The 15,384-nt window shown below is 30.0% G+C and carries 15 protein-coding genes; 12 read left to right on the forward strand and 3 right to left on the reverse strand.

The annotated features are described in order from the left end of the window. Positions 1 to 14: 14 nt before the first annotated feature. Together ACN0WB_RS09850 and ACN0WB_RS09855 are read right to left on the reverse strand one after the other, a co-directional pair. Entirely contained in the window at positions 15 to 1,871 is a 1,857-nt protein-coding gene (locus ACN0WB_RS09850; RefSeq protein WP_417431291.1) for a TlpA family protein disulfide reductase, read from the reverse strand. Positions 1,872 to 1,925: 54 nt separating this feature from the next. Continuing rightward, positions 1,926 to 2,930: an AAA family ATPase gene (locus tag ACN0WB_RS09855; protein WP_417431292.1), complete on the reverse strand. Its 1,005-nt coding sequence runs from the start codon at positions 2,928 to 2,930 to the stop codon at positions 1,926 to 1,928. A 230-nt stretch (positions 2,931 to 3,160) separates the two neighbouring features. Here ACN0WB_RS09855 and ACN0WB_RS09860 point away from each other — a divergent pair, with 230 nt between their 5' ends. The 10 genes from ACN0WB_RS09860 to ACN0WB_RS09905 all read left to right on the forward strand — a co-directional run bounded on the left by ACN0WB_RS09860 (position 3,161) and on the right by ACN0WB_RS09905 (position 12,044). Continuing rightward, positions 3,161 to 3,631 carry a DinB family protein gene (locus ACN0WB_RS09860; RefSeq protein ID WP_417431294.1) on the forward strand — a complete coding sequence of 157 codons (471 nt, stop codon included), beginning with the start codon at positions 3,161 to 3,163 and terminating at the stop codon, positions 3,629 to 3,631. Positions 3,632 to 3,659: 28 nt separating this feature from the next. Further along, positions 3,660 to 4,412, forward strand: coding sequence for a 23S rRNA (guanosine(2251)-2'-O)-methyltransferase RlmB (rlmB, locus tag ACN0WB_RS09865; protein ID WP_417431296.1), 753 nt, complete (start codon positions 3,660 to 3,662; stop codon positions 4,410 to 4,412). Between the two features lie 112 nt (positions 4,413 to 4,524). Then, complete coding sequence (locus tag ACN0WB_RS09870) at positions 4,525 to 5,583, forward strand: DUF6263 family protein (protein WP_417431297.1); 1,059 nt, start codon at positions 4,525 to 4,527, stop codon at positions 5,581 to 5,583. Between the two features lie 93 nt (positions 5,584 to 5,676). Continuing rightward, positions 5,677 to 5,844: a hypothetical protein gene (locus tag ACN0WB_RS09875; RefSeq protein ID WP_417431299.1), complete on the forward strand. Its 168-nt coding sequence runs from the start codon at positions 5,677 to 5,679 to the stop codon at positions 5,842 to 5,844. A 12-nt stretch (positions 5,845 to 5,856) separates the two neighbouring features. After that, entirely contained in the window at positions 5,857 to 8,436 is a 2,580-nt protein-coding gene (locus ACN0WB_RS09880) for a YfhO family protein (protein WP_417431301.1), read from the forward strand. Positions 8,437 to 8,601: 165 nt separating this feature from the next. Then, positions 8,602 to 8,907 (forward strand): GIY-YIG nuclease family protein, encoded by a 306-nt coding sequence (locus ACN0WB_RS09885; protein ID WP_417431303.1) that lies wholly within the window; start codon positions 8,602 to 8,604, stop codon positions 8,905 to 8,907. Positions 8,908 to 8,965: 58 nt separating this feature from the next. Then, positions 8,966 to 10,252 (forward strand): glycosyl transferase family 1, encoded by a 1,287-nt coding sequence (locus ACN0WB_RS09890; RefSeq protein WP_417431305.1) that lies wholly within the window; start codon positions 8,966 to 8,968, stop codon positions 10,250 to 10,252. 95 nt (positions 10,253 to 10,347) lie between these two features. Beyond that, positions 10,348 to 10,806: a low affinity iron permease family protein gene (locus ACN0WB_RS09895; RefSeq protein ID WP_417431307.1), complete on the forward strand. Its 459-nt coding sequence runs from the start codon at positions 10,348 to 10,350 to the stop codon at positions 10,804 to 10,806. Positions 10,807 to 10,887: 81 nt separating this feature from the next. Continuing rightward, a complete protein-coding gene (locus tag ACN0WB_RS09900) occupies positions 10,888 to 11,421 on the forward strand; it encodes a hypothetical protein (RefSeq protein WP_417431308.1) in 534 nt (177 codons plus the stop codon). A 161-nt stretch (positions 11,422 to 11,582) separates the two neighbouring features. After that, positions 11,583 to 12,044 carry a ferritin-like domain-containing protein gene (locus tag ACN0WB_RS09905; RefSeq protein ID WP_417431310.1) on the forward strand — a complete coding sequence of 154 codons (462 nt, stop codon included), beginning with the start codon at positions 11,583 to 11,585 and terminating at the stop codon, positions 12,042 to 12,044. 38 nt (positions 12,045 to 12,082) lie between these two features. Here ACN0WB_RS09905 and ACN0WB_RS09910 read toward each other — a convergent pair whose 3' ends face one another. Continuing rightward, on the reverse strand, positions 12,083 to 14,230 hold the full coding sequence (locus ACN0WB_RS09910) for an endonuclease MutS2 (protein WP_417431312.1): 2,148 nt from the start codon (positions 14,228 to 14,230) through the stop codon (positions 12,083 to 12,085). Positions 14,231 to 14,403: 173 nt separating this feature from the next. On the opposite strand from ACN0WB_RS09910, the gene ACN0WB_RS09915 reads away from it, so the two are divergent. Together ACN0WB_RS09915 and ACN0WB_RS09920 are read left to right on the forward strand one after the other, a co-directional pair. Beyond that, a complete protein-coding gene (locus tag ACN0WB_RS09915) occupies positions 14,404 to 14,943 on the forward strand; it encodes a hypothetical protein (protein ID WP_417431314.1) in 540 nt (179 codons plus the stop codon). Positions 14,944 to 14,948: 5 nt separating this feature from the next. Beyond that, positions 14,949 to 15,239, forward strand: a complete 291-nt coding sequence (locus ACN0WB_RS09920; protein WP_417431316.1) for a hypothetical protein — start codon at positions 14,949 to 14,951, stop codon at positions 15,237 to 15,239. Positions 15,240 to 15,384: the final 145 nt, after the last annotated feature.

The following is a 15,384-nucleotide window of genomic DNA, read 5'->3' on the forward strand; positions in this document are numbered from 1 at the left end:
TTATTTATTTTTAATTATTTATTTTCATTAATAAGCGCTTCCAAATTACTATCATAGCCTAAACTTCTAGATATAAGATTGCCATTTTTATCGATTATAATTTCGCAGGGAATTCCGTCTATTAAATAGTTCTTATAAGCACTATTATCAAAATCATATAAGACATTTAGATCATATTTATTATCTGCAATAAATTTGCTAACCTTCTTTTTAATTTCATCTGGTTTTTCCCGTTCCATTGTATTTATAAATAAAAATTGAACTTCAGACTTGTCATATTTTTTAACTAATTCCTGCATATGTGGAAGTGCTGCTCTACAAGGTCCACACCAAGTTGCCCAAAAATCGAGTACTACAATTTTTCCTTTGAAATCACTCAACTTAACTTTTTGACCTTGTAAGTTTGTCAATTCAAAATCTTTTGCTTTTAAATTTCCAGAATATAATTTAAGCAATTTCTCCTGTGACTTCTTAGTTTCTATTTTTTTATTGCTTTCTTTTAAGTTGTTAATTTCTGCAGTTTGTAAATTTTCAGTTTTGTAAATATCAGAAAGTGTTGTAAAAAGTTTTTCGGAAATATTTTGTTTTTTAAGTAAGTTGTAAATATAATTTTTAACAAAGTCATCGCCTTTTGCCTTTTGTGCATACAAAACATAGCGCTCACGATTTGTATCATCTATATTAGTCAAGTCAATTATTTTGCTTTGCTCCAAAAACGCCTGATCATATTTTTTTTCTTTATATAAGACTAAAGCCAAAGCGTCAGTATAATATAGATACTGATCATTATATTCTGATTTCTCTTCATATTTCCCCAAATTATTAAGTTTATTATCGAGAATATCTACAGATTTACGAGCTAATTTTTCGGCAAATTCTAAATCTTTTCCGTCAGAAGTAATATCATCGCCGTCGGCTAATTTCCAGGCACTCAAATTAAAAACATTCGCCGCATTCATTTCACAATTAAATCTTTTTGTAAAATCCTCAATTTTTGACCAATCTTTGCTTTCAATAATTTTACTTAGTATGACCGCATTCATCTGGTCTGTCAATATTTTGTCATATTCTCCACTTGGATAATTATTTTTATAATCTGAAACATATTGCATTAGTGTATTTACGTCTGCTTCCTTTGCCTCTTTGCGAAATTTATCCATCAGCATATTTTTTGCAAAATTACCCTTTGGATATTTTTTTAAAATTAATGTTGAAAGAGTAGTCGCTTTTTGCGAATCTTTTAGAAAATTTTGATAAAAATCCCTTGAAGTCATCAAACTTTTTTCATCATTTTTATTTTCCAGTTTTTTTGCAATAATTAAACTTTCAGTTTCTGCTTTTTTTTCATCTGCGGCAAATAGCGCCTCTAAATAATAAAATATATTTTCTGGTTTTTCTTTTAATTTCGGTTCTGATTTAAAGAGTTTCTCATATTGATTAACATAGTATTGTTTTGAATATTTTAATTTATAAAAGTAGGAGGCCTGATTTTGAAGCAATGCCAATTTATCTAATTCTGCCTTTGATTTATCACTTTTATTTAAAATTGAAATGTATCCTTTATCAAAATTATTATCAAATAAATTTTCATTTTTATCAAAAACAGACAAAACAATCGTTCTTATACTATCTGGAACTTTAATTTTAAATTCATATTTATTTTGGCTTTTAATTAATGGTGAACTTTTTTGTTGAACGATCGTAACAAACTTTACCTCACTTCCTTCTGGAACCGAAATACCTTTTCTGGGTTCATAAATAAAGGTGTTTTCTTCACCGAGAATAATTTTGCCTTTTGGGTAGATTTTAGAATTTTGGGCAAATAATCCAATTGATAAAAATGTAAAAATAAAAAGAGTAAAGTTTTTCATAGTATTTCGTAGTTCATTCATAAAATTCATTGCTTAGTTAAATTGCTCGTGAATTTACGGCGCCTGAACTTTACCCAAAATTTTATCGACAATTTCATCAGAAGAAATATTTTCTGCTTCTGCTTCAAAACTCAACCCAATTCTGTGGCGCAAAACGTCTTTTGCAATTTCTTTCACATCTTCCGGAATCACAAAAGCGCGTCCTTTTATAAATGCAAAAGCACGAGAAGCGATTGCTAAATTAATTGAAGCTCTCGGTGAAGCACCAAAACTGATGTAATTTTTTAAATCCGACATTCCATATTTTTCAGGATTTCTTGAGGCAAAAACCATATCCAAAATATATTTTTCAATTTTTTCATCCAAATAAATTTGATTGATAATTGATTTCGCATCAATAATTTGATCCAGCGTAATTACTGGTTTAATGGTCGGAATTTCTTGAGTGGAAATCATCCGCATAATTTTTCTTTCCGATTCAAAATCTGGATAATCAATCGTGCATTTCAGCATAAACCGGTCACTTTGCGCTTCTGGTAGAAGATAAGTTCCTTCTTGGTCAATTGGATTTTGTGTTGCTAAAACCAAAAATGGTTTCGGTAAAAACATGGTTTCATCACCAATTGTTACTTGCTTTTCCTGCATCACTTCTAATAATGCAGATTGCACTTTTGCGGGCGCTCTATTAATTTCATCCGCCAAAACAAAATTCGCGAAAACTGGTCCTTTTTTTATAGAAAAATCATTGTCTTTCACACTATAAATTTGTGTTCCGATTACATCTGCAGGAAGCAAATCTGGCGTAAATTGAATTCTTGAGAATTTTCCGTGAACGGCTTCTGCTAAAGTTTTAATCGCTAAAGTTTTTGCCAAACCTGGAACACCTTCCAGGAGAACGTGCCCGTTTCCTAAAAGTCCGATGAGTAAACGATCAATCATGTATTCTTGACCGATAATTGTGCGATTTATTTCTTGTTTTAATAATGAAAAGTACATATTTTGCTGTTGCACTTTTTCCATTAAAAGTTTAATATCTTCTGCTTGTTGTAATTCTGCCATAATTTGCGAAATAAAATAATGGGTAAATTTCTAATAAAATTGAGCATTATCAAACTATTTAATGATAATTTTGAGTTAAACTTTGTTAAAAATTACCATCACAAATTAATCCTTTTTGTCCAAATTGAGTAAATTTTTATTAAAAAAATGTTAATCTCTTTTTGATAGCTTCTAAAATTTTATGCAATTCAATTTAAATGAAGTATTTTTGAAGATTAAAAATAATTGCTTTGAATTATCATTTTTCTTTACACAAACAAACCCGTCAACATTTATTAGAAATTTTACGGGAAACTTCTCACAAAGATTTATTAACAATTCCGGACGGTTTTAATAATAATATATATTGGAATATTGCACATTGCGTTGCTACACAACAACTTTTGCATTATTATCTGAGTGGAAATCCTTTTAGAATTGATGCTTTTTGGATAGAAAAATATAAAAAAGGAACGCTTGCAAATTTAGATGTTCCTGCTTCGGAGATAGAAGATTTGGGTTTTTTATTAACAGAAACTTCGCGTATTTTAATGAAAGATTACGATGATAATTTTTTCCCAGATTACACGCCTTATTCTACGAGTTATGGTGTAGATTTAAAAAGTATTCAAGACGCAATTATTTTTAATAATATGCATGAAAGTTTACACTACGGCTATATTTTAGCGCAAAGAAGAGCGCTTTTAGCAGAGCGAAATTAAATTAAAACTTTCTTTTAGAGAAAATAATATGAAAGAAAAAGACGACTTTATATTTGGTTTGCGACCTGTAATGGAAGCTTTAGAAGCAGGAAAAACCATTGATAAAATATTTTTACAAAATGCTTTGCAAGGACAAATTTATGCTGAACTAAAAGCAACTTTAGCAAAACATAAAATCCGTGCGAATTATGTACCGATAGAAAAACTAAACCGTTTTACACGAAAAAATCACCAAGGTGTAGTTGCATTTATTTCTGATGTTCCGTTTTATAATATTGAAAATCTTTTGCCACAAATTTTTGAAGAAGGAAGAACGCCTTTTTTATTAATGCTCGATAGATTAACCGACGTTAGAAATTTTGGCGCAATTTGCAGAACTGCAGAATGTGTCGGAATTGATGCCATAATTATTCCTGAAAAAGGAGGTGCTCCAATTAATTCTGACGCCATAAAAACTTCAGCGGGCGCACTTTATAATATTAAAATATGTAAAGAAAAAAATCTTGCTCATACGGTAGATTTTCTTCAACAATCTGGAGTGAAAGTTTTCGCAGCAACTGAAAAAGCGGAAAATTTAATTTATGCGGCAGATTTTTCTGGACCAACATTAATTGTGATGGGAAATGAAGAAACCGGAATTTCAAAAGAAGTTCTTCATCATGCAGATGAAAAAATAAAATTACCAATTAAAGGAAAAACACAGTCATTAAATGTTTCCGTTGCTTGTGGTGCAATTTTATACGAAGCAGTTAGACAAAAGCTAGCTGTTTCTCAATTTTAAATAAAAACAATAAATTAACTATTTAATGAAATCGCTTTTTAATAAAAATTTAAAAATAAAATAATTAAAATAGCGGTTGCATAAGTCGATTAAAAAAAATAGACAAATCTTTATGAAAAATATTTTAGCCATTGCGCTTATTTCTTTAACGCTTGTTTCTTGTAAAAAAGAAACAAAAACCATTACAAAAGTAGATCCGAAAACAGGAAAAACTATAACAGTAGAAGTTCCCGTGAAAGATTCTACAAATACCACAGAAGAAAAAACAGAAAATTTAGCCATAAAAGATTCAGCTGGAATTTTTAAACATAGTTTTAATTTAGAAATAGGAAAAACGTATCCGCTCGTAACTTACCAAAGAGATTTACAGGAAATTACAGATCCTACAGGTAAAAAAGTAAGTGGCACAAGTGAAGCAACAGATGAGATGTCTTTTACGGTAAATGATTTTAAAAATAATATTTATGATATTACAATTAATTTAATAGGCAAAAGAAATTCACAATCTGCGAACGGAAAAACAACGGTAATTGATACAAAACAAGCAATTCCACAAGAAGATCAGTTAAAAATGATGTGGACAATTAATAAAGCTTTGACCGGAAATAAATTGAATATGAAAATGGATAAATCGGGAAAAGTTATTTCTATTACGGGTTTTGATCCAATTTATAAAAAAATAAATTTAGCAACAACCTCAATTATTAAAGATGCAAAACAAAGAGCAGAATTTTTAGCAAATTTCAAACAAAATTTTGATGAGAAAGTATTGAAAGAACAATTCTCTAAAAACTTATCTTTTTTTCCTTCAAAAGGTGTTAAAATAGGAGGAAAATGGACTGTTGCAGAAAATGCTTCACCAGATGGAAAAGTAAAGCTAACCACAACTTATACTTTGAAAAGTGTAGGAAATGGAATTGCTGAAATTTCTGTAAATGGAGGAATCCCGATTAAATCTGATAAAAAAACGCAAGATGGCGTTACTCATACAATGAGTTCACAGCTTGCACAAAATGGCACAATAAAATTTGACCAATATTCTGGGTGGATAAAAAATCAAAATATTTCTGTAAAAACAACGCAAAAAGAAGGAATTTCTGACGGTAAAAAATCTCAAACAATGACGAGTACATCAACTTCATCTGTAATGATTAATCCTTCTAATAAATAATATTAAATTTTTATTTTAATTATGCTTAAAGATATTTTAGATGTAATTCTTGTAATAATTATTGTTTCTTTTGTTTGGAGATTTTTAAAAAAAATGTTTTTCAATAGTGTTTTAAAGAATTTTCAGCAGAAAAATCCTCAAAATAATTCAACAACAAATAATCCAAAAGATTCAAAAATCAATCGAAAAGTGCATTGGGACGCAGAAACTGTGGATTATGAAGAAATAAAAGAACCGAAAGATTCTGACTCAAAAAACTAAAAATATAGCTTTATGCTGAAAAACAAAAAATATATTTTTATTGCAGCAAGTTTATTACTGTTCGTAATTTTGGCGGTAGTTTACGCCAATCCTGTTTTAAATGGGAAACAACTTTTTCAGCACGATATTATTCAATATAAAGGTGGCGCAAAAGAGCTTTTAGATTTTCGCGCAAATAATGGAAAAGAAACTTATTGGAGTGATTCTATGTTTGGTGGAATGCCTACTTATCAAATGGGGGCACAATTTCGGGGCGATTTAATAAGAAGTGTAGATGATTTTTTTATGCTTTTGCCAAAGCCCGCAAATTATTTATTTTTACTTTTTTCTGGTTTTTTTCTTTTAGGTTTAGTTGTAGTTAGAAATTGGAAATATGCACTTTTGGGAGCTACTTTTTTCGGACTTTCTACTTATTTTTATATAGCACTTGCAGCGGGACATAATGGTAAAATCCATACTGTCGCTTATTTTGCACCACTTTTAGCAGGAATTTTATTGGTTTACGTTAGAAAAAAATATGTCTTTGGATTTATCGTGACCACACTTTTTATGGCATTGCAGATTTTCGCTAATCATCCGCAGATGACGTATTATATTTTTCTTGCTTTGGGATTTTTATTTCTATCAGAATTTTTACGCGCCGCTACTGGGAAAATCAGTTGGAAACATTTTGGAATTTCCACAGGAATTTTAGCCGTTGCTTTCGTTTTGGGAGTTGGGATGAATTCTCAAAGAATAATGGCAAATTCTGAATACATTAAAGAAACTGTTCGAGGAAAGCAAATTTTAAATAATGATTTGCATACTTCTGGGAAATCTGGAATGGACAAAGAAAGTATGTTAATGTGGAGTTATGGCAAACTTGAAACTTTAAATTTATTTATTCCACGTTTGATGGGCGGTGGAAGTCAAGAAGATGGTTCTGCCGAAATGATGAACAAAACGCAAGAATTAATCCAACAAAACGCCACTTCACAGCAAGAAGTTGATAATATCCAAAAAGGATTTTCGAGCACCACTTATTGGGGAAATCAACCGGGAACTTCTGGTCCCGCTTATCAAGGAGCAGTTGTGATTTTTCTTGCAATTTTAGGATTTTTCTTCGCTTGGAAAAAATACAGATATTGGATTTTAGGCGCTTCAATTCTCACTATATTTTTAGCTTGGGGAAGTAATTTTTTAATTGTTTCAGATTTCTTTATTGATTATGTTCCGTTTTATAATAAATTCCGAGCGCCGAGTTCTATTTTAGTCGTCGTAGAATTATTATTTCCTTTATTAGCAATCATCGGACTTTATCGATTTTTTAATTCAAACGAAACAACTGAAACTTCGGAAGAAAATATTTTAACGGATGTTTACAAACAGAAAGTTTTAATTTGGGTGAGTTCTGTAATTTTAGGATTTACTTTGCTATTATTAATTTTTGGTAAAAGTTTACTCGGTTTTCACACCGATGCAGAAAAAACTTATTTTCCACCGTATCTTTTAGATTATTTTGTAGTTGCGCGATATTCTGTTTTTAAAATTGATGCCTTAAAAGCAATTCTTTATGTAGCGCTTGTTTTCGCCGTTTTGTATTTTGCTTTAAAGAAAAAGTTATCTCAAAATTTAGCTTTAATTATTATCGGTTTAATCAGTTTATTTGATCTTTGGTCTGTGAACAAACGCTATTTAAATAATGATAATTTTGTTGATAAAACCTTTGCAGAACAACCTTTTCAAACTGAAACTTCAGATTTATTAATTGAAAAAGTGGGTGATAATCAAAATTTAAAATCACTTTTAGATAATGCGAAAGTGAATAAAGCTTTAGAAACAATTTCCGAAAAAGACAAAGCGCATTACCGGATTTTCAATAATATTCTAGGAACATTTAGCGAAACCAATACTTCCTATTATAAATCTTCTGTGGGAGGTTATCACGCGGTAAAATTGCGACGATACGATGATTTAATTAATGCCTATTTTTCCACATTAGATTCCATTAAAACGCCAAAAATTTTAAATTTATTGGATGTAAAATATATGGTCTTGGGAAATCAGGAAAATCCGCAAATTGTTCCAAATCCAGAAAATAATGGAAATGCGTGGTTTGTTTCTGATGTGAAATTTGTAAAAACACCCAATGAAGAACTTAATTCTTTGGGCGAAATAGATTCTAAAAAAACAGCCGTCATTTCAGATTTGGATAAAAATTATTTTAATGGAAAAAATTTAGCCAAAGATTCTACGGCGATTATTAATTTAACAAAATACCAAGCGAATTCTTTAGAATACAAAACACAATCTAAAACGCCACAACTCGCTGTTTTTTCAGAAATTTACTATCCAGAAGGTTGGAAAATGTTTATCGATGATGTAGAAGTTCCATACATAAAAGCAGATTATTTGCTGCGTGCAGTTTCAATTCCGGCAGGAAATCACACTATACAAATGGTTTTTGAACCAAAAGTAATTGCTACTGGAAAAATTGTTTCATTGATTTCACTTTTATTATTTTTAATTTTTAGTGGTTTTGGAATTTACTTTTTATACCGAAAACATAATGATAATCTGGTAACGAATGAGCGCTACATATCCACAAATTGAAAATTTATGATTGAGATTTTTTTTGATTTTGTCATTCTGAACAAAGCAAAGCGAAGTGAAGAATCTCTGGTATGATTAAGATTCTTCGTTCCTGATAATGACAAATGATAATTAATAATTAACATATCTTAGATTAATAATACCGTTCAATTTAAATCTTATTAGATGAAAACTTTTGCAACTCACAATTATTATGTTTATATTCTTACTAATAAAATAAAAACGGTGTTATATACGGGAGTTACTAATGATTTAAAGAACAGACTTTATTGGCACAAAAATCCTGAGGCAATTTCAAGACATTTTACTACAAAATATAAATGCTACTTTTTGATTTTTTTCGAACATTATCAAGATATTGATATTGCAATAAATAGAGAAAAGCAAATCAAAGGTTGGACGAGAAAAAAGAAGGATGAATTAATTTCTAATTTCAATTCTTCTTGGCGATTTTTAAACGATGAAGTTTAATTTTGAAATTTAAATAGAGATTCTTCCTTCGTCAGAATGACAAAAGCAAAATTTTATTGTGAATCAACCAAGAAAAATATTAATAATTTCCTATTATTGGCCGCCTGCAGGTGGACCCGGCGTTCAGCGTTGGTTGAAATTCACAAAATATTTACCAGAATTTGGTTGGGAACCCACACTTTTTATTCCCGAAAATCCAAGTTATCCAATTCTAGATAAAACGCTTAAAAATGAAGTTTCTCCCAATTTAAACATTATTAAAACTAAAATTTGGGAACCGTATCAATTGGCAGAAATTTTTGGAAAAGACAATAAAAAATTCAAAGCCGGACAGTTTGATGTAAAGAAAAATCAATCATGGAAATCAAAATTTTCAATTTTTATTCGTGGAAATTTTTTCATTCCAGATGCGCGTGTTTTTTGGGTGAAACCATCCATAAATTATTTAAAAAATTATTTAAATGAAAATCATTTTGATACGATTGTCACAACTGGACCGCCGCATTCGATGCATTTAATTGGTTTGGGTTTAAAAAAAGAATTTCCCAAATTAAAATGGATTGCAGATTTTCGTGATCCATGGACGGAAATTTCTTATTACAAACATTTAAAACTGACAAAATCCGCAGATAGAAAACATAAAAAATTAGAATTAGAAGTTTTTAAAAATGCAGATTTAACTTTGGCAACAAGTTTCACCGACGCAGAAAATTTTAGAAAAAAAGGTGCAAATTCTGTTTGCATCACAAACGGTTTTGATGGCGAAATAAATTCTGCTAATAACAAAACCGAAAAATTCACATTAAGTTACATCGGCGTTTTAGAGCAATTGAGAAATCCAGAAAATTTATGGCAGGTTTTAGAAGATTTAATTAAAGATAATCAAGATTTTAAAAATGATTTTGAGTTAAAATTTGTCGGCAGAATTGACGATTTAATTTTAAATAAATTAGAAAATTCTGGATTAAATAATTCTATTAAAAATTTAGGTTATTTATCTCACAAAGATTCAAATGTTGAAATGGAAAAATCAGATTTATTGTTGATTACCAACTTTCCGGAAGAGAAATCAAAAGGTATTATTCCAGGAAAATTATTTGAATATTTGCAAACAGGAAATACTATTTTAAGTTTCGGACCAAAAGATGCAGATGTTGAAAAAATATTGAATGAAACCAATTCCGGAAAACATTTCAGTTTTAAAGAATCTGAAAATCTGAAAGCCTTTATTTTAGAACAATATCAACTTTGGAAAACTGGAAATTCTTTAGTTTCAGAAAGAAATATTGAGCAATATTCTAGGAGAAATTTAACGAAGAAGTTGATTGAGGTTTTAGAGAAATAATTTAAAAATAATATTTTTTTGGTACCAAAGTTTGAAAATTAAATTTTTACAAAGTTTGGCAAACTTTTTTCTTTTGGGTTTATAAAAATAAAATTATGGACTCAAACAAAAATTTATTCGAGAAGTTTTCTAATTTAGCGACAACTTTTACAGGAAGTTCTTACGCATTTATCGGCGCTGTTTTACTTGTTTTGATTTGGGCAGGAACTGGTCCTATTTTCGATTATTCGGAAACTTGGCAATTAGTAATCAATACAGGAACCACAATTATTACTTTTCTTATGGTATTTCTCATTCAGAAAACCCAGAATAAAGATTCTAAAGCTATACAAATTAAACTTAACGAACTCATTGCAGCAAGTCAAAAAGCCAGCAATAGAATTGTAGATATTGAAGATCTTGAGGAAAAAGATTTAGATCAGTTGCACACTTATTATGAAGATCTTTCTACTCAAGCTAAAGAAAAAGGTGATTTTTGTGAATCCCATTCCATTGAGAAAACAGAGAATAATTCACAGAAAAACAGTAAATCTATAGATAATAAAAATTCTTAATTAAAATGATTTTTATTAAAATGGATAAGCAAGTAACGGGCGGTCATCATGATACAGAAAATTTTATAAATTTTGAAAAAAATGAAGATTGTGAGGCTTTTTTATAAAATTGAAACTATTTTTTTAAATATTAATTGTTGGGGAAATCTTTTTTATAATGCAACCACATTTCAAGTTGTTGATAATTTTGAACGAAAGAAAAATGAAAATATAATTGTTGGAGATTTTGTAAAGATTAAAATTCCAGGACCTCCAAATACTTCAGGAAAAGGTTTTGATTGGGTTAAAGTAAAAGAAATGGATTTTTCAAAATCTAAAAATTGTGAAACTTTAATGATTGTGTTACAACCTTGTTCTTTGCCGACTAAAAAAACGTTTATCGCACATTTTTATACCGCAGAATCTAAAAGTTATTTTATAATAAAAAAATATCAAAACAAAACTTCGGCAGAAGTTCATGGTAGAAATGAAATTCCAAATTATAAAAATTTACCATTAATTAATAAATTGAGAAATTTTTTTATTGCAAATGGAGGTATTTTTGGATTAGGAAAAATGAACTGGGAAATTTGGGTTAAAAATATTTTAGATAAAGAATATTTGCAAAAATGTTGAATTATAGAAAATTAGAACAATTAAATTATCTTTTTTTGGTCTTATTTTTGTAATATTTTTTATAGTATTAAAAATTAAAAATTAAATATTATGGCAACTACAAAAAAAGAAATTGGCAAAATTAAACCAAAAAAAATGCTGCAGAAGATTTAAAAGATTTTTTGATTGATGGATTAAAAGATTTGTATTGGGCGGAAAAAGCATTGGTGAAAAATCTTCCAAAAATGGCAAAAAATGCAACTTCTCCCAAATTAAAAACTGCGGTTGAAAAACATTTGAAAGAAACCGAAGGACAAGTAAAAAGATTGGAAGATGCATTTGCAGCTATGGATTTAAAACCGAAAGCAGTGAAATGTGATGCAATGGATGGTCTTTTGAAAGAAGCCGAAAGCATTATGAAAGAAACTGAACCAGGCGCAGTTCGAGATGCTGCAATTATTGCTGCAGCACAAAAAGTAGAACATTATGAAATTGCATCTTATGGAACTATGGCAACTTATACAGAACTTTTGAATTTGAAAAAAGTAAAAAATTTATTAGGCGCCACTCTTGACGAAGAAAAAACTTGTGATAAGGATCTTACCAAACTTGCAACTTCTGAGATTAATATAAAAGCAGAATAATTAAAAGTGGCATTTGCCGCTTTTTTTATGTTATTAAATTAAACCCTTTCCAATTCATCCCCTGAAATCTGCGTCTTAAAAGTCCCATAATTCACAGAAACTTTATTTTTAGAAATTTGCTCAATTGTTCCCACACTTGTAGAACCTTTTATGCGAACTCTTTGTCCGATTTTCATCCAAACGGCGCGTTCGGTTGATTTTTTTTCTTCGATTTTTGTATTGGTTTTCTCTATTTTTTCTTGAACATCGGCTTTTTTCAGTTCCTGTGTAATCTTGCGTTTTACAACTTGCAGTTTTTTAGATTCCGTTTTATCTTCACCCAATCTTCGGAATTTTTCTTGTTCTAAAATTTTCACGAAATCTTTCACCACATCTTTTCGGGATTTTCCTTTAGCGTAAGATTCTATAAAAGTTTCCACTTTATTTCCAAATTGCAATTTTCGATGTTCATCTTCGTATAATTTCTGGAAATTAAAAAGTTTTTGCTCTAATTGTTCATTCAGTTTTTGCAGATTATCCTTCTTATTTTGGGCAGAATCTTTTTGCTCGGTAAGATTGGTTTTTAATTTTTCAACTTCAAATTTTTCCTGCTGAAGTTTCACGATGGTTTTATCTAAATTCACAATATCGTGTTCGACTTTTGAACGAGCCGAATCCAATATAAATTTTGGAATTTTATTTTTTTGCGCCACTTCAAAAGTAAAAGAACTTCCGGCTTGCCCAATTTCCAGTTTATACAACGGCAACAAAGTGTTTTCATCAAACAACATCGCGGCATTTTGTGCGTTTGGCAAATTTTCAACGACCAGTTTTATATTGGTATAATGCGTTGTGATAATCGCGAAACTTTTCTTGCCATAGAAAAATTCTAAAAAAGCTTCCGCCAAAGCGCCGCCCAATTCTGGGTCTGAACCCGTTCCAAATTCATCAATTAAAAGCAGCGTATTTTCATCCGTATTTTTAATCATTTCGCCCATTTTTTTCAGGCGCGAAGAATAAGTGGATAAATGGTTTTCTATGGATTGATTATCACCAATATCGGTCATAATTTTATCAAAGAAAAACATTTCACTTTTCGGATGAACGGGAACTAAAATCCCGCTTTGAATCATTAATTGTAATAATCCTACGGTTTTTAAAGTGATTGATTTTCCGCCCGCATTTGGGCCAGAAATACAGATAATTCTTTTGTGCTCGGTAAAAGTTAAAGTCTGCGGAAAAATTTCTTTTTTCTCTTCCTGATTGCTCAACCAAAGCAAAGGATGAAACGCGTTTATCAAACGCATTGTTTGAAATTTATTGATTTTTGGTAAAACACCGTTTATTTTTTCGGCAAATTTTGCTTTTGCTCGAACAATATCTAAATCGAAAATATAGTTTTGATAAGTCGTGAGTTGTGGACAAAACTCGGAAATTTCTGACGTTAATTTTCGTAAAATCTTGTCAATTTCTTTCTTTTCTTCGTCTTCATTTTCCTTTAATTTAAAATGATGTTTCACCACAGATTCTGGCTGTATAAAAGTAATTGAACCTGTTTTTGAAACACCTAAAACTCTGCCTGCAACTCTTTTTTTATAGGCAGATTTTACGGCTAAAACGCGTTGGTCATCAATCACTGTTTCTTTAATATCATCTAAAAAATCAGTTCCCCCAAAAGAAGAAAGTGCTTTGCTGAAATTCTGTTGAATGGCTTTTTTAGCGTGGTTGATTTCAATGCGCAAGGTTTTTAAAACTGGTGAAGCGTCACTTTTAACTTCTTCAAAACGGTTAAAAACTTTGTCAATTTTATCAATAATATTTTTTTGATAATCTAAATCAGTCACTTCTGACATTAAAAGCGGAAAATTTTCTGGTAGTTTTGAGAAGAAATTTTGAAGTTTTCCAATCTGCGTGGTTAAATTTTTTATTCTTATAAACGCTTTATTTTCAAGGCGAAAATTCTCGATGTGCATTAATTTTAAGTCTGACTCAATATCATCATAACTTGTGAAAGGGATGTAGTTTTCGCTTTCAAAAGAACTTAAATATTCAGAAGTTTTCTGCAAAGAAATCTGCGCATTATCAAAATCCAAAGGTTGAATTTGCAAAATATTTTCTACGGTTTTTTCCGTAAACGCAAAGGGAGCAATCTCTCCTAAAAGTTGATCAAATTCTAATTCCTGTAAATGGTCTTTTGTAATATGCACGTGCAAATTTAATGAGATAATTTTGAAATGTAGATGTTTTTGATTTTAATAATTAAAGACATTTTATAAAAAATAGGTACAAATACCTATAAAAAAGTGGGTTATTCATTATTGCATTTTGTTAGGATTGAAAATAATTTTGCCATATAAATAACCAATAAATTTTTATTATCATGAAAAAATTATTTTTTTATCTAATGGCAGGTCTTTTTATGAGCACAATTTTTATTTCTTGTAAAGGAATAGGAGATGAAGATAACGGAGGAAATTCGAATGGAAATTCTGCAACTTTAACCGCCGAACATTATGGGTTTGATGGTGCAAATTCTGGAAAGTTTAGTTCTACAAAAGCAGGAATTGTAAAAACTACAACCGCAGGAGTGACCATTTTGGCTATTTCTGGAATTAGAGATGGAGGAAAAGAATCTATTAATATCATTTTGTACGGAGACATTACTGCTCCTAAAACTTTCGCTTTAGGAAATGGATCATCAAGTGGCATCATAATTAGAAAAGATTACCAAAATGTTAATGATCGAGATTTGTCTTATAGTACAGATAATGATAGTCCGACAATGACAGGAGGTGGAGAAGTGAAAATCATTTCTGTTAATGGAAATCAAATTGAAGGAACTTTTTATGCAGTTTGTCATAATAATAGTTCGAAAGAAGCTTATGCAGAACAAGGAAAATTTAGTGGAACAATAAATTAAAAATTATGAAAACTTCTTTAAAATTTTCTATTTTATTAATTATAGTTTCTATTATTTCTAATGCGCAAACATGGGTTAAAACTACGGCGCCCACAGATTTAAATTATTCAGATATTAGAATCTATGGAAACAATATTATTTATGCTTTAGCAAGTGCAAAAGGAGAATCTCTTCCGCATACACTTGTGAGTTCCACGGATGGTGGACAAACGTGGACTGTGGGAACGATTCTTTATAATTGGGTGTATGTTGTTGCAACACCTTCAGGTTTAGTTGTAGGAGATATCTTAAAATAACCTACAACAAATTATACTTCAGATGGTGGAAAAACTTGGATCCCGGTTACTACAAACGACTATTATTTCCCATCAGGTATTTTAGCGAACGGAAAGTTATTATATAGTGATCAGATTAATAGTAAATTAAGTGTTTCTCCAGACT

The organism is Halpernia sp. (assembly GCF_048269545.1).
GTDB lineage: Bacteria > Bacteroidota > Bacteroidia > Flavobacteriales > Weeksellaceae > Halpernia.